The 20,498-nt window shown below is 63.3% G+C and carries 24 protein-coding genes; 10 read left to right on the top strand and 14 right to left on the bottom strand.

The features are described 5' to 3' along the window. Positions 1-11: 11 nt before the first annotated feature. Positions 12-1,604: a cytochrome ubiquinol oxidase subunit I gene (locus ACX80G_RS14910; RefSeq protein WP_459308598.1), complete on the bottom strand. Its 1,593-nt coding sequence runs from the start codon at positions 1,602-1,604 to the stop codon at positions 12-14. Positions 1,605-1,826: 222 nt separating this feature from the next. Here ACX80G_RS14910 and ACX80G_RS14905 point away from each other — a divergent pair, with 222 nt between their 5' ends. The 6 genes from ACX80G_RS14905 to ACX80G_RS14880 all read left to right on the top strand — a co-directional run bounded on the left by ACX80G_RS14905 (position 1,827) and on the right by ACX80G_RS14880 (position 5,970). Beyond that, on the top strand, positions 1,827-3,065 hold the full coding sequence (locus tag ACX80G_RS14905; protein WP_459308596.1) for an MFS transporter: 1,239 nt from the start codon (positions 1,827-1,829) through the stop codon (positions 3,063-3,065). Then, a complete protein-coding gene (locus ACX80G_RS14900; protein ID WP_459308594.1) occupies positions 3,066-3,425 on the top strand; it encodes an ArsR/SmtB family transcription factor in 360 nt (119 codons plus the stop codon). It abuts the gene before it with no gap. A gap of 89 nt (positions 3,426-3,514) precedes the next feature. Then, a complete protein-coding gene (locus tag ACX80G_RS14895) occupies positions 3,515-4,129 on the top strand; it encodes a hypothetical protein (protein ID WP_459308592.1) in 615 nt (204 codons plus the stop codon). A gap of 88 nt (positions 4,130-4,217) precedes the next feature. Next, on the top strand, positions 4,218-4,892 hold the full coding sequence (locus ACX80G_RS14890) for a copper resistance CopC family protein (RefSeq protein WP_459308590.1): 675 nt from the start codon (positions 4,218-4,220) through the stop codon (positions 4,890-4,892). Positions 4,893-5,134: 242 nt separating this feature from the next. Next, positions 5,135-5,536 carry a peptidase gene (locus tag ACX80G_RS14885; RefSeq protein ID WP_459308589.1) on the top strand — a complete coding sequence of 134 codons (402 nt, stop codon included), beginning with the start codon at positions 5,135-5,137 and terminating at the stop codon, positions 5,534-5,536. Then, the gene (locus tag ACX80G_RS14880; protein ID WP_459308587.1) at positions 5,533-5,970 is read left to right on the top strand and encodes a YkvA family protein; all 438 of its coding nucleotides are present in this window, start codon (positions 5,533-5,535) and stop codon (positions 5,968-5,970) included. The genes ACX80G_RS14885 and ACX80G_RS14880 overlap by 4 nt, the downstream gene beginning before the upstream one ends. A 45-nt stretch (positions 5,971-6,015) precedes the next feature. On the opposite strand, the gene ACX80G_RS14875 is transcribed toward ACX80G_RS14880, so the two are convergent. From ACX80G_RS14875 to ACX80G_RS14850, 6 genes are all read right to left on the bottom strand, one after another. After that, positions 6,016-6,330 carry a hypothetical protein gene (locus ACX80G_RS14875; protein ID WP_459308585.1) on the bottom strand — a complete coding sequence of 105 codons (315 nt, stop codon included), beginning with the start codon at positions 6,328-6,330 and terminating at the stop codon, positions 6,016-6,018. 102 nt (positions 6,331-6,432) lie between these two features. Beyond that, the gene (locus ACX80G_RS14870; protein ID WP_459308583.1) at positions 6,433-7,803 is read right to left on the bottom strand and encodes a DedA family protein; all 1,371 of its coding nucleotides are present in this window, start codon (positions 7,801-7,803) and stop codon (positions 6,433-6,435) included. Then, entirely contained in the window at positions 7,800-9,242 is a 1,443-nt protein-coding gene (locus ACX80G_RS14865; protein WP_459308582.1) for a sensor histidine kinase, read from the bottom strand. Before ACX80G_RS14865 ends, ACX80G_RS14870 begins: the two co-directional genes overlap by 4 nt. Before the next feature lie 52 nt (positions 9,243-9,294). Next, on the bottom strand, positions 9,295-9,972 hold the full coding sequence (locus ACX80G_RS14860; protein ID WP_459308580.1) for a response regulator transcription factor: 678 nt from the start codon (positions 9,970-9,972) through the stop codon (positions 9,295-9,297). Positions 9,973-9,999: 27 nt separating this feature from the next. Beyond that, positions 10,000-10,743: a DedA family protein gene (locus ACX80G_RS14855; protein WP_459308579.1), complete on the bottom strand. Its 744-nt coding sequence runs from the start codon at positions 10,741-10,743 to the stop codon at positions 10,000-10,002. Between the two features lie 222 nt (positions 10,744-10,965). Further along, positions 10,966-11,586 (bottom strand): PepSY domain-containing protein, encoded by a 621-nt coding sequence (locus ACX80G_RS14850; protein ID WP_459308577.1) that lies wholly within the window; start codon positions 11,584-11,586, stop codon positions 10,966-10,968. Positions 11,587-11,859: 273 nt separating this feature from the next. Here ACX80G_RS14850 and ACX80G_RS14845 point away from each other — a divergent pair, with 273 nt between their 5' ends. Continuing rightward, positions 11,860-12,531, top strand: a complete 672-nt coding sequence (locus tag ACX80G_RS14845; protein ID WP_459308575.1) for a VIT1/CCC1 transporter family protein — start codon at positions 11,860-11,862, stop codon at positions 12,529-12,531. Between the two features lie 87 nt (positions 12,532-12,618). On the opposite strand, the gene ACX80G_RS14840 is transcribed toward ACX80G_RS14845, so the two are convergent. From ACX80G_RS14840 to ACX80G_RS14820, 5 genes are read right to left on the bottom strand one after another with little or no spacing between them, the layout of a single operon-like run. Continuing rightward, positions 12,619-12,849 carry a ferredoxin gene (locus ACX80G_RS14840; protein ID WP_459308573.1) on the bottom strand — a complete coding sequence of 77 codons (231 nt, stop codon included), beginning with the start codon at positions 12,847-12,849 and terminating at the stop codon, positions 12,619-12,621. Beyond that, positions 12,846-13,937: an NADH-ubiquinone oxidoreductase-F iron-sulfur binding region domain-containing protein gene (locus ACX80G_RS14835; protein WP_459308571.1), complete on the bottom strand. Its 1,092-nt coding sequence runs from the start codon at positions 13,935-13,937 to the stop codon at positions 12,846-12,848. The genes ACX80G_RS14840 and ACX80G_RS14835 overlap by 4 nt, the downstream gene beginning before the upstream one ends. Further along, the gene (locus ACX80G_RS14830) at positions 13,928-14,503 is read right to left on the bottom strand and encodes a ferric reductase-like transmembrane domain-containing protein (protein ID WP_459308570.1); all 576 of its coding nucleotides are present in this window, start codon (positions 14,501-14,503) and stop codon (positions 13,928-13,930) included. The genes ACX80G_RS14835 and ACX80G_RS14830 overlap by 10 nt, the downstream gene beginning before the upstream one ends. Further along, positions 14,500-15,447, bottom strand: a complete 948-nt coding sequence (locus tag ACX80G_RS14825; RefSeq protein WP_459308569.1) for an FAD:protein FMN transferase — start codon at positions 15,445-15,447, stop codon at positions 14,500-14,502. Before ACX80G_RS14825 ends, ACX80G_RS14830 begins: the two co-directional genes overlap by 4 nt. 2 nt (positions 15,448-15,449) lie before the next feature. Further along, positions 15,450-15,713, bottom strand: coding sequence for a hypothetical protein (locus ACX80G_RS14820; RefSeq protein WP_459308568.1), 264 nt, complete (start codon positions 15,711-15,713; stop codon positions 15,450-15,452). Between the two features lie 134 nt (positions 15,714-15,847). On the opposite strand from ACX80G_RS14820, the gene ACX80G_RS14815 reads away from it, so the two are divergent. The 3 genes from ACX80G_RS14815 to ACX80G_RS14805 all read left to right on the top strand — a co-directional run bounded on the left by ACX80G_RS14815 (position 15,848) and on the right by ACX80G_RS14805 (position 18,720). After that, entirely contained in the window at positions 15,848-16,561 is a 714-nt protein-coding gene (locus ACX80G_RS14815; RefSeq protein WP_459308567.1) for a DUF305 domain-containing protein, read from the top strand. A gap of 420 nt (positions 16,562-16,981) precedes the next feature. After that, complete coding sequence (locus ACX80G_RS14810; protein WP_459308565.1) at positions 16,982-17,257, top strand: SHOCT domain-containing protein; 276 nt, start codon at positions 16,982-16,984, stop codon at positions 17,255-17,257. Next, entirely contained in the window at positions 17,254-18,720 is a 1,467-nt protein-coding gene (locus ACX80G_RS14805) for a multicopper oxidase family protein (RefSeq protein WP_459308563.1), read from the top strand. Before ACX80G_RS14810 ends, ACX80G_RS14805 begins: the two co-directional genes overlap by 4 nt. A 258-nt stretch (positions 18,721-18,978) precedes the next feature. Here ACX80G_RS14805 and ACX80G_RS14800 read toward each other — a convergent pair whose 3' ends face one another. Next, entirely contained in the window at positions 18,979-20,262 is a 1,284-nt protein-coding gene (locus ACX80G_RS14800) for a glycosyltransferase (protein ID WP_459308561.1), read from the bottom strand. Between the two features lie 65 nt (positions 20,263-20,327). Further along, complete coding sequence (locus ACX80G_RS14795) at positions 20,328-20,480, bottom strand: hypothetical protein (RefSeq protein WP_459308559.1); 153 nt, start codon at positions 20,478-20,480, stop codon at positions 20,328-20,330. Between the last annotated feature and the right edge of the window lie 18 nt (positions 20,481-20,498).

Genomic DNA, 20,498 nt, shown 5'->3' with positions numbered 1-20,498 from the left:
GGCCCACAGGTTTAGTAAGCGAACGCCAGCACATCGTCGTCGCCCTTCTTTCTCGCTGCGGCGTCTCCGCCGTCGTCGTCGGGCTCGTCATGGGCGGGAAGCAGTTCCGGCATGGCGGACGGGACCCCTCCACGCACGTAACGGACCAGCAACCTCACCTCAACGACCAGCAACACGCTGTACACGGCAGTGAAGGTGATGAGTGACGCCGCAAGCTCGGCCGTCGACACCCCAGGCGATACGGCCGCGGCAGTGAACATGAACACGCTATCGACACCGTTGGGGTCAGGGTTGGGGGCCACTACGAACGGCTGTCGCCCCATTTCCGTGAAGATCCAGCCGGCCGCGTTGGCACCGAAGGGCGCGAGGATCCCGACGACGGCGAGCTGCATCAGTCGTTTCGACTCGGGGACCGTCCCTCGGCGGGTTAGAACCAGAGCCATTGCTGCCGCGAATGCGGCGACGGCGCCGAACGCGATCATCATCCTGAAACCCCAATAGGTGACTTCCATGACCGGCACATAGTCGATTTCCATGCCGGCGCGTTCCCCGTACATCGGATCATCCGGGAGGTTGGTTCCATACTGTTCCTGGTACTGCGGCACCAGGGAGCTGACCCCCTGAACCTCAGTGGTGAGGTCGCCGTTGGCCATGAAGGAGAGCATGCCGGGGACTTCAACGACTGCGACGATGCCGTCGCAGTCTTGGGAGCCCAGGTTGCCGACTGACAGGACTGAGAATCCGGTCCCGTCGTGGCAGGCAGCCTCGGCTGCCGCCATCTTCATGGGTTGTTGCTCGAACATCAGTTTGGCCTGGAGGTCACCAGTCACCGCAACGCCAGCGAAGGACACCACGGCGACGACGGCGCCGATTCGTAGCGACCGGAGCCAGACCTGGTGGTCGGCAGCATCCCGGCCCGTGCGCTCGACGCTCCCGACGATGACTTTCCCATCTGGAGCGATGGTATCGATGCCGTCGCGGCGACGTTTCCACAGGTGGTACCAGCTGATCCCGAGCAGGAACCCGCCGGCCACCGAGAAGGCACCCAGGATGGTGTGTGGGAACGCGACCAACAGGGTGTTGTTGGTCAGGACGGCCCAGATATCAACGAGGACCGGGCGACCGTCGACCATTTCGACGCCGACCGGGTGCTGCATCCACGAGTTGGCGGCAAGAATGAAGTAGGCGGACATGATCGAGGCGACACTCGCACCCCAGATGGCGGCCAGGTGAAGCGTTTTGGGGAGGCGGTCCCATCCGAAGATCCAGAGGCCGAGGAAGACCGATTCGACGAAAAACGCGAGGAGAGCTTCCATCGCGAGCGGTGCTCCGAATACGTCGCCGACAAAACGGGAGTACTCGCTCCAGGCCATCCCAAACTGGAATTCCTGGACCAGCCCGGTGGCAACCCCCATGATGAAGTTGATCAGGAACAGCTTTCCCCAGAATTTGGTCATCCGGAGATATTGCGCTTTCCCGGTCCGAACCCACAGGGTCTGCATGATGGCCACCAGCAGGCCCAGCCCGATGGTGAGGGGCACCATCAGAAAGTGGTAGACGGTAGTGATTCCGAATTGCCAACGGGCAAGCTCCAGGGCTTCCATACAACTTCCTTTGAACCAATCAGGGCAGGCGCCCACCCATCCAAGATTTCTACACTGTGTAGAAATGACAACTTCTACACAGTGTAGAACAATGGTGAGGGGTAGTCTTGACGCTCGTCAGATAGCATTGCTTCCCGTCACCATAGGTGCATGAGTGTGCACTTAATGCTATATATTGATTCAGGAGTTTTTCACTACAGGTTTTCAGCGGACAGGATTGGCATGCTTGAGGTTCTAAAGGTCGCAGCGTATCGGAAGTTGTTCACGGCGCAGATCGTCGCCCTGGTAGGAACGGGCTTGCTGACGGTGGCCCTGGGCCTGTTGGCTTTCGATCTGGCTGGTGGGCAGGCCGGCGCTGTGTTGGGGACAGCATTGACGATCAAAATGCTCGCCTACGTCTTTGTGGCGCCAGTGATGGCTGCCCTGGTTGAACGGTTACCGCGTAAAGCCGTTTTGGTGGGAGCGGATCTGGTGCGTGCCGCAATCGCGTTAGCCTTGCCCTTCATTGACCAGGTCTGGCAGATTTATGTGCTGGTGTTTCTCCTGCAATCGGCGTCGGCCACGTTTACCCCGGCGTTTCAGGCACTTATTCCGGTGATTTTGCCGAAAGAGAAGGATTACACGCGGGCCCTGTCACTCTCCCGTTTGGCCTATGACCTCGAGTCGCTGCTCAGTCCGGTGATCGCTGCAGTGTTGCTGACGTTCATGACCTACAACAACCTGTTCATGGGAACGATGGCTGGGTTCCTCCTGTCCGCCCTGATGGTGGTGACCACTGCGCTTCCGCAGATTCCTGCGGTGGAACGGTCCGGGTCCTTGTGGCACCGGACCACCTTGGGTACGCGGATTTTCCTGCGCGACCCGTCGCTGCGGGGTCTGCTGGCCCTGAACCTGGTGGTGGCCACCGGGACAGCACTGGTGCTCGTCAACACGGTCGTCTATGCCCTGGACATGTTTGACGGGTCAAACACTGATCTGGCTGTGGCTCTGGCCTGCTACGGCGCAGGGTCGATGGTGATTGCACTCGCCGCCCCACGGCTCCTGGAACGGATACCGGACCGCACCCTCATGGTCCTGGGGGGCGCTGTTCTGGCATTGGGTATCTCAGCGGCGGCGGTGATCGCCTGGACTGAATACTCCTGGCTACTCCTCCTCGTACTGTGGACCGTGTTGGGCGCGGGCACGTCGATGATCAATACCCCATCGGCACGGCTGCTGCGGCGCGCCGCCACCGACAACACCCGCGCGTACCTCTTCACCGCCCAGTTCTCCCTCTCCCATGCCTGTTTCATCCTCACCTACCCGATTGCCGGGTGGGTTGGTGCGGCCGCCGGGCAACCGGCCGCAGCTGTCGTACTGGCGGTCTTGGCTACACTGGGAACGCTGGCAGCGTTGCGGTTGTGGCCCCGCGACCAGCACCCGAGTCTTGACGAGGTCCCAGCAGCACAGAAAGCACACTGAATGACCGAGCGCGAAATCCGTCCGGCGCCGAGCCTGCATCATTCCGGCACCCCTGACACCCTTCGCCTTGAGGCGGGCGCGGCAGTGTTCAGGATGCTCGCCGATCCCACCCGGCTTCACCTCCTGTGGCTGCTCGCTCAGGCACAGGCAGACGTAGGGTCGCTGGTAGACCAGACCGGAGCATCGCGCACATCAGTGAGCCAACATCTGGCGAAACTACGGTTCTCCGGTCTGGTGACCACCCATAAGGAAGGCCGCCATGTGGTGTACAGCATCGTCGACGGACACCTGGCCCGGCTGGTACAGGAAGGCATGAACCACGCCGATCATCAGGTCACCGGCGAGCCCACCCACGACTGATCGGCCCGTTCCAATCAATCCGGCAGAGCAGCAGCAGCGAACAACCACCAAAGTCAAAACACCCCCAAACACGCGAGGGAGGACCGCACATGAACAGTTCCGGACTTTTGCGCCTTCCTCGTTCGCTGGGCATCACGGCAGCGATTTTCTCCATTGCCGCCGGAGCGCATGTCCTCGGTGGTGGAGTGTTGCCCCCGCCCGGCATTCTGGCAGCCCTGGGCGCGGTGTCGTTTGTTCCTGTTGCGGGCCTGTCTGGGCGCCGGTTCTCGTTCCGGATGCTGATCGCGCTGATGGGCACGGGACAGGTGAGCCTGCATGGCGCCTTCACCGCGTTGTCCCTCCCGGGCCGTTGCCTGCCGTCCGTCTCGGCGGGTCTACCGCACCATGAGCCGGTGAGCTGCGCCGGATCGGCCCAGGCGCTCCCGGGATATGTCATGGAGCACCCCGCAGGCCTCATGTTCATTGCACACCTCGCCGCTGTCCTGCTCACAGCACTGGTTCTAGCGAAAGGCGACGAAGCCCTTTTCGGGATCCGACAATGGCTGGCCCCACTGCTGAACATCCTGCGGCCCGTAGCTCTCCTGCCGACCGGCGCCCCCAGGCTGGTTGCCCGGCGAACCCCGGTGATCCTTCGACCGGCTCGCCGAATGTATCACTTCGAACTGCGGGGACCGCCCTCCTCGATGAACCCGGCCACCGCCTAGCTTCACGCGAACAAGTGCGCCTCACATCGACCCCTGATCGCTTCCCCCGCTATCTGCCGCACCATGCGGCCACCGAAAGGTTCAAACCATGAATACATTCTCACCGCGCGCGATTACCGCGCCCGCATCCATTGCCGCTCTCACTCTGATGATGGCCGGATTCCTGGGAACCGCCCCAGCCCAGGCGCACGACTCGCTCGTTTCGACCTTGCCGGCCGAGGGTGAAACCATTACCGAGGATCCCGGGACGGTTTCCCTGACACTCACCGCGGAACCACAGAGCAGTGAAGGCGTGATTACCAGCTTCATCGAAGTCACCGCCGGCGACGGACACCCCTCCAGCTCCGGCGAAGTGACCGTCGACGGAGCCACCATCTCCACCGATGTCTCCCTCGAACACGCGGACGACTACACGGTCGACTGGCGAACAGTCTCGGCCGACGGCCATCCCATCGAGGGCTCCTACACCTTCACCTATTCCCCGGAGGGGGAATCCGCAGCAGCGACGCCTGAAGCCACACCCAATGCCGCCGAACAGACCGGCGCCCCAGCAGGCGACGGAGCACCCACCAACAGCGCGACTGCAGGAGAACCGGCCGGCGCCGATAGCACGAGCGGCCCAGAAACAGTCGAAGCTGCCTCGGCAAGCGAGGACGAAGGAACCGCCACCGGGATGATCATCACCATCGCCGTGGTCGTCGTCGTACTGGCCGCAGCCGCTGCCTACGTCATCGGCCGCAGGAACAGCGCTAAAGACATTTAGTCTGCCAAGGCGGGAGGGGCGGGGCGTTAACCTGCTCAGCCCCTCCCTCACCCGTCCAGTACCGACTGCGCCGCGGGGATTCAATACCGCAGGCAGGAGTCGAGCTAATTCATTGTCGCTACCGGTGGAGATATGTTGACTAACGGACTTTACCAATGAGCACGCTACGACTACCACGGGCTGCTGCCCAAGCTACCCTCCCGCGTGGTCACACTTTCCGGATCACCGCGTCCGCTCTCGAGATGATCGAGGTCTTTGGCGGCGTCCTTCACTGCTTCCAGGGATCGGGGGGCTGCCGCTCGCAGGGCTTGTATTTCTCCCTCGCCCTTCCTCGGAAGCCGGTCCTCGGCACCCTGTCCCCTATCCCCGGGACAGGAGCCGACCGTCGGGATCGCGGCGCCGGTCCCCCTGCCCAGGAACACGACCTCACGGCGATTCAGCTCAGCGTCAGCAATGATCTCGCACCGAAAATCGACGGAGCCGTGCTGGACTTCGGTGATTTCAACAACCTGCACCGGTTCATCTGGTTGACCCTGCCCGCGGTTAAAGGCCCGCGGTGTACCTGCCGCCGATCCTTCGGACCGCCTGCGGGAAAACGTTCACCCTGCCTGGATGACCAGCGGCTCGGGCTCAGCGGCCAGTGAACGGAGACGAGCCGGCTGCGTTTGTCTGGTGGCAGAGCGCGCTGGTGGTCATCGGTGGACTAGTGGCCCTTTATGCGGTGCTGTTGATCCTTCTGTGGTGCTATGCCCGAAAGCACCCGGACACACTCACCATGAAGGATGCGCTGAGACTGCTGCCGGACCTTCTGCGGCTTCTCAGGTCCCTCGCGGCGGACAAATCCCAACCTGCGGGTGTCCGCGCCGGAGTTGTCCTGCTGCTGGTCTACCTACTTATGCCCATCGATGTCGTTCCGGATTTCCTGCCCATTATCGGCTACGCGGACGACGTGATCATCGTGGCTCTAATGCTTCGTTTCATCATTCGTCGAGCGGGGCCGGACCCGCTAGTCAAGCACTGGCCGGGCAACGCCGGCGGGCTGCAGGTTGTGATGAGACTTGGGGGCGCCGGGTTCTGATGACTCTGTCCCCAGGCGAGGCAGCGGCTGCCTGACGGTTGTGCGTTAGAGGGTTGACTCGTCGGTCCGGCGGGCTGCGCGTCCTTCACCTTCGCGAATCCTGTTGTCCACCTCGGTATGCGGTTCCTGGGGCTGATTGCCGACGGCGGCATGCGGGGTTCCCGATTCAGGCTGCGTGTTCCCTGCCGGGGCGGCGGGGGCACTGTGGTGAACGGTGGACGCCGATGCCTGGTAGGGACCGGGGGGAAAGTCAGCGGCCAGCGCGGCCCCCGCCCCGTTAAGGTTCAGTCCCGCGACCAGGGCGAGGACAAGCGCTCTCTTCCCCCATGCGTTCCTGCGGTGTTCTGGTTCGCGTCGCATCTCGTTCTGCTTTCCATTCCGGTACTGCCGTCTTCGGGTTCGAGTACATCTTCGCCCATGATTCCTAAAAAACACCTGAGCAGAGGACCACACATCGACGAGTTACTGTGTCTGGGCAGCGGGGCCCGCCAAACGTGGCTGGTGGGCCCGGGCAGCACTGATCAGGGCGGAAAGGGCCAGCGCCCACAAGGTTCCTGCGGCCCAGGCGAGGATGGTGTCGGTGGGTTGCTGCCCGGCAGGGTAAAGGTGGCTGAGGACGAGCAGTGCGGTAACGGACACCAAGCCTGCCAAAAGGATTACCTTCGATGTCGACGAATCGTGCTGGCGGATCAGGAGCCAGGCGGTGGTGGTGAGAATGGCGGTGGAAACCAGTGTTGTACCTGCCGGTGCGGTCAACGAGATGCCCAGTTGACTCGAATGCACCGGGCTAGGGGTTCCGGCGACCGCCAGGTGACCGGCAGCGGTGATGATGAGGGCCCCAGCTGCGGTGACTGCGGCGGGCACCACAGCGCTACGGAAGCCGCTGTGTGGGAGGGCGACAGCGGTGACGGCGATGGCCATGGCGACGACGGCCGGATGACCGAGGACGGTAATAATGCCCATGAGGATCGTGAATTCGTCGTCCTGATGGTCTGTGAACCAAGCCAGGACTGGTTGATTGATTCCCTGCAGCGCCTCACCGGTCGGGGACAGCCGGCTTAGCAGGGTGTATCCAACGGAAATCAGCATCACGGTCAACAGCGCAGCCCCGACCGCGGCCAGCCCCTGCCTGGTGCGCAGGCCCGCTGCGGAGGGGGCAATAACTTTGCGAATCGCTGCGACTGATCGGGGGGTGCGCAGCCTGCGCACCTGCTGCTGTGTCCATTGGTTGTTGCGCAGAGCGAAACGGACGACAAGGGCAATCAGGAGGAGGCCAGCGAGGATCAGCGTGAGGATCAGGCTGGCCCTGCCGAGGTACTGATCGACCGTCTTATAGGACTGGCCGGCGAAGTAACCCAGGAGCACCACGGTGGTGGCCCAGATTGTGCCGCCGATGCTGTTGTAGAGGAGGAAGGTTCGGTAGGGCATGCGTCCCATGCCTGCCAGCGCGGGCACCAGCGCGCGCAACAACCCGACCCACCGTCCGATCAGGACTGCCCGTCCGCCGCGTTTGGAGAGGAACTGTTCACCCTTGGCCCAGCGTTCGGCCCCGACGAACCTGCCGGCCCGACTGTTTTTTAGCGCCGGCCCGAACCGCCGTCCAATTTCGTAGCCGACGGAGTCCCCGGCGATAGCGGCCAGGACGGCGACGGCGAGCATGATTCCGAGGTTGATGTGTCCCTGGCTGGCGATCACCCATCCAATGAACAACGCTGTCTCTCCGGGCAGGACCAGCCCGATGAACGCGGCTGCTTCACCGAAAGTAAGGGCACCGATGATCACATACACCAGTGGCCCCGACAGGGACATGATGAAGTCGATGATCTGACTCACGAGGTAGTGTCCTGCGCCGGATGGTCCCTGCCTGCCCTGTCTTGGGCTATCTGGTCCTCAGCTGCCTGGCGGTGAGGTGTCTGGCGTTGGGGTGTCTTCGGGGCGAGGGTTTGCAGCGGGACGGTGAGGCGGAAACGGGTGCGGTGTTCTGGCGTTTCGGTGGCGTGGATGTTGCCGTCATGGGCGCGCAGGATTTCGCGGCTGATGGCCAGGCCGAGTCCACTGCCACCGCTTTCACGGGTGCGGCTGGCATCGAGACGGACGAACCGGTCAAACACTTTCTCCCGCTGGTCGGCCGGTATGGTGTCGCCGTCGTTGTCGACGGTGATGATTGCTGATCCGCCATCGGTGGTGAGGTTGATGTCCACCCGTGTGGTTGCGTGCCGATCTGCGTTGTTCAGGACGTTTCGGAAGACCTGTGCCAGCCTGTTGGCGTCGCCGGTGACCCGCACCGGGATCAGGCGTGCACTCACCGTGTGGGTGGAAACGGATTTGAGTCTAATGATCTCCTCATGCAGTACGTCGTCGAGGTCTACGTCAGCCATTGTGAAGCGCAGCCCGGCGTCGTCGAGTTTGGCCAGCGTGAGCAGGTCCTCCACCAGGTAGCTCATGCGCCGGGTCTGGGTCTGGAGGATTCCGGTGGTTTCCCGCCAGGTGTGCCCGGTGGTATCCGCGGCGGCGATTTCCAGTCCGGTGGTCAGGGTTGCCAGGGGGCTGCGCAATTCGTGGCTGGCGTTGGTGACAAAACGGCGCTGCGCCTGGTCTGCCGATTCAAGGCGTCCGAGCATTTCGTTCATGGTGGCGGCCAGGTGCTCGATTTCGTCGCGGGTGGCAGGCACTTCGACGCGTTCGTTCAGGTGCTGGCGGGTGATCCCGGCCACGGTGGCACGGATCCTTTCCACCGGTCTCAGGGACCGTCCCACCAGGATCCAGATCATTCCTCCGGCCAGGGCAAGCAGCACTGGGACCCCGCCAAGAAGAAACCAGGCGACCGTGGTGACGGCGTCGCGCTGGATCGAGGTCGGGACGGCTACCACCACCGTGGCGTTGCCCTCAGGCAGCCCGATACCGGTTGCCGCTGTGAGGTAATCGTCAAAGTCGACAATGCTCAGTGGGCCCGGCTGGGCGGATACGTAGGTTTCCCCTGGTGAAAGTGCGCCTTCCTCGTAGAGGGGTTCGGTGAAGGCATCATCGGAGGTCGCTTCCAGGGTGCCGTCGGGGCGCAGGATCTGGGTGATCTGGGTGCCGGTGATGTCACCGGCAATATCGACGCTGTCATCCTCACTGATCTGCTCCACAACTGAATCCAGGTGCTGAATAGCCAGGTCACGCGCGTTGTCCAGCAGAGACGAGCGCAGGAGGATCAGCAGCACCACCCCGGCGATCGTGAGCACGATGGCCAGAGTAGCGACGGCCGCGGCTGTGGCTTGTTTACGCACCCCCCATATGCCCTGTAGCCGTCCCCTGCTGCGGGGACGTGGCCGGACGGGATCAACGTTCATCGGAGACCAGGCAATACCCCATACCGCGCACGGTTTTCAGGGTATTCATGCCGAACGGCGTGTCGATTTTTTTGCGCAGGTACCCCATGTAGACCTCGACCACGTTGTCGCTGCCCTCGTAGGCGGAATCCCACACGTTATCGAGGATCTCGGCCTTGGAGACCACCTGATCATGGCTGCGCATCAGATACTGCAGGATTGCGTACTCTTTTGGCGTCAGCGCCAGCACGGTGTCCCTCCGGGTGACCGTTCGGCGGACCGGATCCAGAACCAGTGAACCCACGGCAAGGTTGACCGGGCGTTCGGGAGCGCCCCTCCGGATCAACGCCCGGAGGTGCGCGACCAGAACAATGAAACTGAACGGTTTGGTCAAATAATCATCAGCCCCGAGGTCGAAGGCATCCGTTTGATCGTATTCGCCGTCCTTGGCGGTCAGCATCAGGACTGGGGTCCAGATTTTAGCTTCCCTGATTTCCTTCAGGATCTGATAGCCGTGCTTTCCCGGCAGCATGATGTCCAGCACCGCGACGTCGTAGGGGTTCTCCAGTGCCAGCCAGGCCCCGGTCACGCCGTCATTGGCAACGTCGACCACGAACCCCTCATTGGTCAGGCCGCGGCGGATGGACTCCGCGAGATCTTTTTCGTCCTCGACCAACAGAATCCTCACAGTGGTTCTCCTTCGTTAGCGCCCATCCTAGTCAACGCCGTTACCGACCCTGCCCGTGGAGGACCCGGAGAGACTGGGTTCAGCCTCCCCAAGGACTGCATCGGCGGGGCTTGTTTCCGACCGATTCCGGCGAACCTGCCGGAGGATTTCGATCACCGTCGGAACCACCGAGACGGCAACAATGACCAAGGCAATCAGCTCCACATGCGCCGCGATGAACGGGACACCACCGAGAAGGGACCCGGCGATCGTCACCCCGGCCCCCCACAGCACAGCGCCGAGAACATTCCAGAGCAGAAATTTCCGGTACGGGTAGTGGGCGGTACCAGCCGCCAGCGGGACAAAGGTCCGCGCGAACGGCACGAAACGTGCCAAAACCAGGGACCGGCCCCCATAACGGGCGAAAAAGCCTTCCGCGCTGGCTAGATGCCGTGACCTCAGCACACGGGCATCGTCGGTGAACAGGCGGCGCCCGAAACGACGGCCCAGCCAGTACCCCACCTGGTCCCCCACAATCGCAGCTACCACAATGACTGTGACCAACACGGCAAGGTTCAGCCCAAGACGGGCATGCAACAGGCCGGCCGTGAAGATCAGCGAATCCCCCGGCAGGAAGGGGAAAAGAACCCCTGATTCGATGAACACCATGCCAGCCACTACCCCCAGAGCCCACCCTCCCAGGCCCTGCAACAAGGCAGCGGGATCCGTGAGGTTCGACCACGGGACGGCGGTCGCCACATCGGCAACAGCGATGGGTAGGTAAACGGTCATCGGAAGAATCCCCTCAGATATGGATAAGAAGCGGTGGACTTACGTTCCTGCCAGCCTGCACCAGGGTTGCTGAAGGAACCCTGAGAACGCTTGACCGGAGGTTTGGTTTGCTGCATGCCTCCCGTGCTGGTGCTGATCCGGGACGCAGGCCGGCCGCACACCGTTTGGGGGCGGGTGTGCGACCGGGGTCTTATTTGGATGTGGATGATGTTGTTCGGGTTGTTAGTTGGTTTCCGCTGATGCGGCCTCCTGCGCGTCGTCCTGTTCGCCGTCGGCTTCGTTGTCTGCGCCGGTCTGGTCATATGCGGTTTCGCCCGTTTCTCCGGACTCGTCCTCAGCACTCTCACCGGCTTCGCCCGATTCGTCCTCTGTTTCCTCGGACGCTTCGTCTTCGCCGGCCTCGGTGGCCAGGACAGTAGCGTTGCCGGCGTCGACCTCGACCTCGGTCAACACTCCGGCACCGTCCTCGACGGTCACCTCGTAGACGACCGACCCGTTCTCGTCACCGAGTTCGGTGGAGACCACACTGGATCCTGGTGCCGATCCGGTGGCGGCGGCTTCGGCGGCCTTCGCGTCGATGGTCGCCAGCTTCGCAAGCTGTGCAGACTCGTCTGCCTCGGACTGCTCGGTTGCCGACTCGGGAGCAGTGATAGATCCGTTGAGCTTCGGTTCCTGCTTCTCGTCCGCTTCGTTGCCGTCTTGGCTGGCCTGGACCGGCGGGGTTGGCGCGACGGTCGCAGCATTCGCGGCGGTCAGTCCGACCGCTGCGGTTCCTCCGATCAGTGCAATCCCTGCAAGGGAGCCGACGAGCATCTTCTTTTTGTTGCTGGGGGTGGCGTTCATGGTGGTGCCTTTCAGTGAGGACTTGGACCCTCCCGGTATTGCTGTCTTCCGTTCAGGTCCGGCCCCGTTTCCCGGTGCCTGTAACCACTCTGACCCCTGCCTGCTTAGAGAACGCTGAGAGACCCTGAGAGCCAGATTAGGACCAACCCGCACGCAGCCGGAACCCAGTGCCGCTTATGCTCCTCAGGTAGATGGAGTTGCGGTACGCTCTGGACTTGAAACAAAGGAGTACTTATGCCTGTGCATGCGTATCCTGAGCCTCACGTCTCAGGAATGTCCGGACGTCTGAACGCGCTTCGCGCCGCGGTCCTCGGCGCCAATGACGGCATTTTGTCGATGGCAGGACTGGTGATCGGTGTCGCCGGTGCCAGCACCGAGGTTCAGCCGGTGTTCATCGCAGGGATGGCCGGCCTAACAGCCGGTGCGGTTTCCATGGCATTGGGTGAATACGTTTCGGTGAGCAGCCAACGCGACAGCGAGAAGGATTTGATTGCCAAGGAAATACGTGAACTCGCCGAGAACCCGGAATCCGAACTGGAAGAATTGGCCGGGCTCTATGAGCAGCAAGGTCTCAGCAGTACCACGGCAACTGCGGTGGCGCGGGAACTGACGGCCAGGAATCCTCTCAAGGCCCACTTGCGAATGGAACTTGGCGTGGATGAGGAGGAACTGACTAACCCGTGGCACGCCGCCGTGTCCTCGGCCGTGGCCTTCCTGCTGGGTGGGCTTCTGCCGGTCCTGGCGATCCTGCTCTCCCCTGTTCAGGCGAGGGTGTGGATCACCTATGGCATCGTGTTAGTCGCGTTGGCGCTGACCGGTGCGGCCGGGGCCAAAATCGGCGGCGGGTCAGTCCGGAAAGCAGCCCTGCGGGTAGTGGTCGGCGGGGCTGTGGGGCTGATGATCACGTACGGCATCGGATTGCTGTTCGGAGCCACAGTCCTCTGACCGGACTTCCAGCAGTATCCCGGCCCGGGGCAGGAGTACAGCCCTCGCGCCCTCTACTGGAGCGGATAAGGTTTCGGTCACGACCGGTTAGTGATTGGCGCTCCAGTAGAGGGCGCGCGCCGGGCAATACTTCACGGCTAGTCGCGCCTCACGGCTCTCCGTGGCGGGACCGCTGAGTATCGGGTAGCCCCATTCGTCGAGGATGATGTGTTCGGGCAGGAGGGTCGCGCACACCCCGTGCCCGGTGCAGGCGATCCGGTCCACCGCAAGGAACCGTCCAGTCACTTCCCCTGCCTCGGCGCTGGTTTCATTGCTCATGCTGCGGCGCCCCGTTGCCGGATCGTGCAGAAACCATCGGCATGTTCTTCCAGGTGCACGGCGAACACAGTCAGGGCGCTGGCAGTGAACGCTGCGATACCGTCCGGGAAGTGGCAGGCTCCCCGCCCCGGCAGCAGGCCAATACGCTGCTTGAGGTCCTGCAGGACGCGGGGCCCTCCAGTTCCGCTCGCAAGCTGATGGAAACCGTGCGACACAGCCGGCACACCGAACATGCAGGGCCCGCACTGCCCGGCGGATTCTCCCGCGGCCCAGGCGAGCATCCCGGACACCGTGTCGACAGGGCAGGAGCCAGGGGCGAGCACGTTGATGACTCCGGGGCCGATGACTGCGTCCGCTGTTGCCAGGGATGGGCTGGAGTAGGCCAGGCCCGGCACCCTGTCCATCGGGATGAAGCTCCCGCCCAGGCCACCAATATTCAGGGCGGAGGAACCAGGGTCGGCGTGACCGGCCAAGGCGAGGATGTCCGCCAGTGGTGGTCCGGCCTGTGTTTCGTAGACCCCAGGGGAAGGTACCGCCCCGATGATGGTGACCATGCGTGGGCCGGGGTCCAGGGGGGTGCCGAAGGAACGGAACCACGCCGGGCCGTGCTGCTCAATCTGGGCGATGCGCAGCACCGTTTCGGCGTTCAGCACCAACGCGGGACGGGTGTTTTTACCGTCAGGGGTGCGCCCGCCCTCCACGAGTCGCGTGCGCTTGGTCATCGGCCTTGCCTGCCCGCCACGCTGTAAAGCGACGAGGGCGCTGGCCTCGGAGGAAACGTACCGGTGCGGGACGGGCAGCACCCTTTTGCCGTGTGCCAGCAGGAACTTCTCGGCATCCGTTCCGGCGTGGACAGCGTACGTCGCCTGCTTTAGCTGTGTCAGCCGGACACCGTGGTCCACCTCGGCCAGATACCGTTTCAGCACGTAAGCGTCTTTGGCTGCACCGATTTCCCCGTCGCAGGCGTTGATGATCAGTTCCGCCCCGGCACGCTGTGCTGCGGCGAGCTTCACCGCAGTGGGAAATGCTGAACCGCCACGACCGGTAAGCCCCGCCGCTACGAGGTCGTCGATGATGGTCACTGCCATGGCTGTGCCCCGATCCGGTGCCGCAGGGTTTCATCGGGTTGCCGGGACGAGAGCCGGAAAATCACGGCACCGGTCCCTGCCGCCAGGCAGGCGATGCTCACGGCCCGAAGGGCCCAGGCGCTGCCTGTTCCCAGGGCGATGCCGTGCACGACCGCGGCCGACCACAACACATAGGAAACGGCGTGGACACGCGCCCACCACGGATCCGGTACCCGTTGCCGCAGCATGGATGTCACTGTCACAGCGATCAGCAAATCGAAAGCAATAGTACCGAGGCCCACCCAGGCCAGCTCATACCCGGAGGTGAAGGGTACGACGGCGGACATCCACCCGATGTCCACGTAGGTTTCAAGAACGGCGGTGACCACATGCACTATCAGGAACACCGTCATACCCAGGGCAAGGTTGCGGTGCAGGCCGGTGATCACGGTGGTCTGCGTGCCCTCCGGACGCCTCCGCCCCGAGGTGACCACACCAAGGATGAACACCACAGTCAACAACACTATGGCGGTGATTCCGGTGGCCCGGGATACCACCCAGAGGACCTCATTGACGGCCGGGGTCACATCATCGCTCCCGCGCTGCCACCGGTGGCAGCCTCATGAGTGCTCGGCCAGCCCCCCGTGCGGACCACCGCCCCGTCCGGGCGCCTGAGCCGTGCACTGATTCCGTTGAAAGCCAACCATCCCGGGGCCTCTTCGCCCAGAATGACAGCAGCGGTCGAGGCAGCGTTGGCCTCCACCACGGTCGCGCCAGCGCACGTTACTTCCGCCCACACCGGTACCGCGGTGTCCCCGGTCCGGGGATCAAAAATGTGGTGGATACGCTCACCGCCGCGGATCCAGGTCCGTAACCGGGTAGAAGAAGTGGCCAGTGCCTGACGATGGATCGTGACGACCTGGCCGATGGTCCCACCGGCCTGTTCCACCCCCACCAGCCAACCGCCAGCCGGTGGACTCCCAGCGACGGCGATATCCCCACCCAGATCGACCAGAAACCCCCCGGGCAAGGTTTGGGCCAGGGTCCCAGCGATGCTGTCCGCGGCATAGGCTTTGGCGCTGGCCCCAAAGTCAAGGACCATTCCCTGCGGTACGCCCAACACGCCCGTTACAGGATCGAAATAGAGGAGCTTCCACCCGGGCGCTGGTACCGGGCGGTTGGGCATCGTCCAGTCGTCTCTGCTAGCGACAGCGCTCATGTCGACATCGTACCCGGAGCGGATCAACGCGGAACCGATAGTGGGATCAACGAGCCCATCGGTCAACTCCGCGGTTTCCAAGGCAGCCCCCAACACCTCGGCGAATAGCGCGCTGACGTCGACCGTGACCGGACCCGATACTGCTCTCCGGTTGATGACGCCAAGCTCGGAATCGGCCCGGAACCGGGAGACCGAATCATCCAGTCCCCGCAGATAGGTGCGGACGTACTCCGCCGCGGGTTCCAGCCTCAATTGCTCCGTGACATGTAAACCCACCGTGGTCCCAATCGCGGGGAACGTGAGCGAATACATGCTCAGGACCCCTTGGTCGTGACCTGAGGCTGGGCCTGCTGGGTGTGTTGCGGCGCGTTCAATGGGGCCGCACTCCTACTGAAGCCCTGCCCACCGGTGGACACCACCCCCTGCTGCACCGTCTGCTGCGCAGGCTGCTGGGTTGCCTGTTCCCCAGCTACGAGACCGGCACTCATCCCCGCGGTGGCCAGACCGGCCACCAGCAGCCCTCCCACCGTCCACTGCTGAATAGACCGCAAAGCCCGGGTCCGTGAATTGTTCATCATTGCTTTCCTCCTCTCAGCGTTCGTTAAGCATCACCCCCGCATGCTTAACGAACGCTGAGAGGCGCCGAAGGACGACAAAAGCGCAGCAGCCGCTGCGGCTGATAGTTCACCAACACCCCGAAGGAACCAAACTCATGAAGAAGACCCTGATCATATCCGCGACAGTACTGGCCGCAGCTGGCCTCGCATTGAGCGGTTGCAGCATTAATCCTGGCATTGACCCAGCCAGCACGCCGGGCCCGTCCGCCACCTCAAGCAGCAGCACGCCGGGCCCGTCCGCCATTTCAAACAGCAGCACGCCGGGAATGTCCGGAATGCCGGAGATGTCAGGGGACGGCACAAACACCACCCCGGCAACGCCGGACGGCGGCACCAAATCCGCGGGCGATAACCACAACGCCGCGGACACGACGTTCGCCCAGCTGATGATCCCCCACCACGAAGATGCCATCACCATGAGCGATGGCCTCCTCGGAAAGGAAGGCATCGATTCCCGGGTGATGGCCCTGGCCGACCGAATCAAAGCTGAACAAACCCCCGAAATCGATCAGCTCAACGCTTCCCTGGAAGCATGGGGCGAACCGGCGGGCATGCCCGGCGGGATGGACGGGTCAATGGGCGGATCGATGGGAGGGGGCGATATGCAGGCGCTGGACGCCGCGCAAGGCACGGAAGCGTCGACGGTCTTCCTGGAACAGATGATCATCCATCACACCAGCGCCATCGCCATGGCCGAACAGGAAGCCGCCAATGGATCGGATGCTGACACGGTCAAATTGGCCGAAAGCATCGTGTCTTCGCAGAAGGCTCAGATCCAGGAAATGAAGGATCTGCTCACCACCCTGTGACGAAGCGCGGGCAGGTGCCGACGGTTGCAATGAGGTCGTCCTGCTTGGCCCCGCGGTGTGGTTGCTGTCTTTGCAGGGGAGGGAGGGCCCGCTGATCGGTGACTCCACCTTGCAGGGGTTCGGAGTCAGGTCATGGCCATCGAGGTCCAAGGAAACGCAGATTCTTCCGCGGATACCCCCAGCGGTATAATAGTTTATGTAGGCAGCCAGAAGAGTTCCTCCGCATCATGTTCCACCAACTTCCTATAAGGAGACTTTCATGCCCTTCGAGCGCACCTATAACCAGCGCCACTCCCCAGCCAGCTACTCTGCCCCGCGCCATACTGCCGGTCAGGCCCTGGTTGTCGATCAGAACGACGACGATCGGTGGCGAGCGGGCAACCCAGCGGTAACGGGACGACGGAATGGGACGAAATCATAATGGATGGCAATGGAATGGTCGGTATGGGGTTGGGTTGGATCTTCTGGCCCCTGCTGATCATCGGGGTACTGATGCTGGCGTTCGTCCTGGTGAGGTCTTTCACTGGGTCCGCCCGCGCAGACCGTGGTAGCGCGCCGGGTGGAGACTTCACCCCGCCGACGGGCGCGGGTCCGGGCGGCGCCCGGGAGATCCTTGAAGAGCGGTACGCCCGCGGCGAGATCAGCACCGAGGAATACCGCGAACGACTGCGGACCCTTCAGGAGGGAGACCGGTGAGCCAACCCACGCGCCGGCAGTTGCTGGTCCTGGGCCTCGCTGGTGCCGGAATGACGGCAACCGGCGGAGCCGGGCTGTGGTGGTCCAACAGCGGCGCCACCCTCGGGGGCGGTCAGAAGTTGCTGCAGCCGAAGGTGCTCACCAGCGCCAAGGGGATGCTCCAGTTCGCTTTGGAAGCCGCCCCTGCCCGCGTTGAGGTCGGCGGCCAGCCCGCCAACGTCCAGGCCTTCAATGGGTCCTTACCCGGACCCACCCTACGTGTGCGCGGCGGGGACACGATCCGGGTGGAAATGACCAACAAGCTGGAGGCACCCACGAACCTGCACGTGCACGGGCTGCATGTCTCGCCCCTGGACAACGGGGATAACCCGTTCGTGAGCATCGATCCTGGGGAGTCCTTCAACTACGAGTTCATCCTGCCGGCTGATCACCCGCCGGGCACCTACTGGTACCACCCGCACCGTCACGGTCACGTTGCCGACCAGTTGGCCGCTGGACTCTACGGGGCCATCGTGGTGGAGGATCCCGATCCGATACCGGTGAGCCGGGAGCGGGTGCTGGTGGTATCGGACCTGTCCCTGGACGCGTCCGGGAACCTGTCGGAGGTCACTGCCATGGAGCAAATGATGGGCCGCGAGGGGCAGATTGTGCTGGTCAACGGCCAGATCAGCCCGCAACTCACCGCCGCGCCGGGGGAACGGGAGCGATGGCGGATCGTCAACGCCTGCGCCGCCCGCTATTTGCGCCTATCCCTCGATGGACAAGGCGTACGGTTGCTCTCCTTCGACCTGGGCCGAGTACGTGAACCAGCAGAAGTGACCGAAGTGGAACTGGCGCCGGGCAACCGGGTGGAACTGCTCGTGGACACCCGTAAAGGCACCTCCACCCTGGTGGCGGCGCCCGTAGATCGCGGCGGGATGGGCGGGATGATGGGTGCTGGCAACGATCAATCTGACAACAGCGATCCAGTCGATCTATTGCGCCTTGACGTGTCCGGAGATGTGGTAGCAACCCTCCCGGAGGGTCCCGCCGGGCCTGCGCTGCAGGACCTGCGGAACGGGACAATCACCGGCCGCCACACCCTGGACTTCGACATGGGCATGAGCGGCGGCATGGGCAATGGCAGCGGTGGGAACATGATGTCATTCACCATCAATGGCAAGGCGTTCGATCCAGACCGGCTCGACACCGCAGTGCAGGCTGGTGGGATTGAGGAGTGGACCCTGACCAACTCCAGTTCCATGGACCACCCCTTCCACCTACACGTGTGGCCGATGCAGGTAGTCCAGGATGGGGCCCGCGACCTGAGCGAGCCTACCTGGCAGGACGTCGTGAACATCCCGGCTCGCAGCCAGGTAAAAGTACTGGTGGCCTTCGATGATTTCCAGGGCCGCACCGTCTACCACTGCCACATCCTCGACCACGAGGACCTCGGCATGATGGGCACCGTCGAAGCCCGCTAGCCTCGAGCCAAAGCCCCGCAACGCGTTTCTTCGCTCACCGCCTGATCGGTTCCGGCGTAATAGGACAGCAGTGCAAGAGGGTCTCGCTTGTCTGAGCCGTGTTGCTCGCAAAGCCAGTCCCTCACCGCGGCTGTTCGCGTCTCACAAGGGATCTTTTCCGGCAGTCCTCGCCGAAGAGTCGGGCGGTCTGGTACGGCTGGTCGGGGCCGACGAAGAGCGCCAGGTCTTTCGTCATGGCACACTCAGTGCACAATGCAGTCAGCTTCGCACCATGGCTTCAGCTTCGTCGGCCGCGCTGGGCGTTGAGATGGCTTCCTGGGCAAGGATGTGTGCGAAATGGCGAGCCGCTGCCGCATAATGAGGATCGTCCAAAAGGTCGGCAACGGCTGCCGCGATCTTGTCTGGCGTCGACTTTGCGCTCAGGCGTATGCCGGCGCCCTGCCGGAGAGCTCGCACCGTGTTGTCCTTCTGGTCGCGGCCCATCGGTACGCACACCAGCGGGACACCGGCCGCAAGAGCCTTGATCATTGTGCCGTGGCCGGCATGAGTGATGACGACAGATGCCTCGGGAAGTATCCGGCTGTGCGGCGCCGCCTGAACGACGTCGACATTGGGTGGCGCCTCGATTTCGTCCGGATCTACCGCAGTGCCGGTTGTCATTAGCCCCCGGACAGGTAGCTGGCCCAGCGCCCGAGCGATGCGCTGGAGAAGGCCGACCTGGTGTTGGAAGATCGAACTGGTGGCGACGAGGACGAGCGGGTCGGTGCCCTGAGAATGCCACTCGGCGGTTGCCCAAGCGGGATCGTCGAGCTGCGGCCCTACGTATCTGACATTAGCTGGCAGCCGGGGAGCGACGAAGTCGAACGACGGACTGGTCATGACCAAGACCTTGGTGCATCGGTCGAACAACTCGAATACGTCGTGCAGCGGCGGCTGTCCGTAGCTGGCCAGCACGGCGTTGAGCCGTGGCAGGGTGCGGTCCAGGAGCCACGAAACGGTTCTCGGGGCCAGCGTGTCCCTCGTCCGGCGAAGCACCCCCGGGCCTGGTGACCAGCCGGTCCCCATCAGGGGCAGGCCCGGCGTCGGCCGCAGGTAGGTCTGTGCAAGCAAAGCGGCGGTCGGAAGGCCGGTCGATTGGGCCCCGATCAGAATTCCCGGCAAGCCATCCGCTAGGACGGCATCCACAGGGAACTCGCGAATGGTCGCCACGACGTCATTGGCGAAGCGCCTGGTCATTTCTTTCCCGGCGGCAAAGTCTTTGGCCGCCCGGAAGGCGCGCAGGGGGTTGCGCCCCTCTAACGCGGCGATCAGGGCCGTCTGCTCGTGTCGGGAGTTGACGTGGGGCGCATCCCTCCACGGGCTGAAAGCGCAACCAGCCGATCTGGCCGACGCTTCGATCGTCGGATCGGCCAGTACGTGCACCTCATGGCCCCGCCGGACGAGCTCGGCGGCGAGACCGATCGCTGGCGGGACGGTTCCTCCGCCGTCGATCACGGCCAACAGGAACCGGGCACCGCCTTGCCCCGGGTGTTCAGTCATCATCGGCCGGCGCCAGATCAAAGTATGCCGCGCTGACCATCAGCGTCTCGTCGACCATAGCCATCTCCTCACTGATCGGCGTCGCGCAGCAGGTTGATGCAGAACGCCAGCGGGCCTTCGTCGTCGCCCCACATGAGATTATCCTCGGGTGCATGAATTGCGACAAGGCGAATTCCATGGCCGCCTATGGGCAGTTTTTCATGGCCGCTAACGATGCCCAAGAGCGTCCGCCGTCAGCA

The organism is Arthrobacter glycogeni (assembly GCF_054510815.1).
The sequence above is the reverse complement of the archived record's forward strand: the minus strand, read 5'-3'. Positions and strand labels throughout refer to the sequence as shown.

Bases quoted from the DNA above. Each gene is read 5' to 3' on its own strand.
- ACX80G_RS14810 (WP_459308565.1), top strand. From the start codon at position 16,982: ATGGATGGCAATGGAATGGTCGGTATGGGGTTGGGTTGGATCTTCTGG.
- ACX80G_RS14825 (WP_459308569.1), bottom strand. From the start codon at position 15,447: ATGTATTCGCTCACGTTCCCCGCGATTGGGACCACGGTGGGTTTACAT.
- ACX80G_RS14845 (WP_459308575.1), top strand. From the start codon at position 11,860: ATGTCCGGACGTCTGAACGCGCTTCGCGCCGCGGTCCTCGGCGCCAAT.
- ACX80G_RS14885 (WP_459308589.1), top strand. From the start codon at position 5,135: ATGATCGAGGTCTTTGGCGGCGTCCTTCACTGCTTCCAGGGATCGGGG.
- ACX80G_RS14800 (WP_459308561.1), bottom strand. From the start codon at position 20,262: ATGATGACTGAACACCCGGGGCAAGGCGGTGCCCGGTTCCTGTTGGCC.
- ACX80G_RS14815 (WP_459308567.1), top strand. From the start codon at position 15,848: ATGAAGAAGACCCTGATCATATCCGCGACAGTACTGGCCGCAGCTGGC.
- ACX80G_RS14905 (WP_459308596.1), top strand. From the start codon at position 1,827: ATGCTTGAGGTTCTAAAGGTCGCAGCGTATCGGAAGTTGTTCACGGCG.
- ACX80G_RS14890 (WP_459308590.1), top strand. From the start codon at position 4,218: ATGAATACATTCTCACCGCGCGCGATTACCGCGCCCGCATCCATTGCC.
- ACX80G_RS14900 (WP_459308594.1), top strand. From the start codon at position 3,066: ATGACCGAGCGCGAAATCCGTCCGGCGCCGAGCCTGCATCATTCCGGC.
- ACX80G_RS14910 (WP_459308598.1), bottom strand. From the start codon at position 1,604: ATGGAAGCCCTGGAGCTTGCCCGTTGGCAATTCGGAATCACTACCGTC.
- ACX80G_RS14855 (WP_459308579.1), bottom strand. From the start codon at position 10,743: ATGACCGTTTACCTACCCATCGCTGTTGCCGATGTGGCGACCGCCGTC.
- ACX80G_RS14835 (WP_459308571.1), bottom strand. From the start codon at position 13,937: ATGGCAGTGACCATCATCGACGACCTCGTAGCGGCGGGGCTTACCGGT.
- ACX80G_RS14850 (WP_459308577.1), bottom strand. From the start codon at position 11,586: ATGAACGCCACCCCCAGCAACAAAAAGAAGATGCTCGTCGGCTCCCTT.
- ACX80G_RS14875 (WP_459308585.1), bottom strand. From the start codon at position 6,330: ATGCGACGCGAACCAGAACACCGCAGGAACGCATGGGGGAAGAGAGCG.
- ACX80G_RS14895 (WP_459308592.1), top strand. From the start codon at position 3,515: ATGAACAGTTCCGGACTTTTGCGCCTTCCTCGTTCGCTGGGCATCACG.
- ACX80G_RS14820 (WP_459308568.1), bottom strand. From the start codon at position 15,713: ATGATGAACAATTCACGGACCCGGGCTTTGCGGTCTATTCAGCAGTGG.
- ACX80G_RS14840 (WP_459308573.1), bottom strand. From the start codon at position 12,849: ATGAGCAATGAAACCAGCGCCGAGGCAGGGGAAGTGACTGGACGGTTC.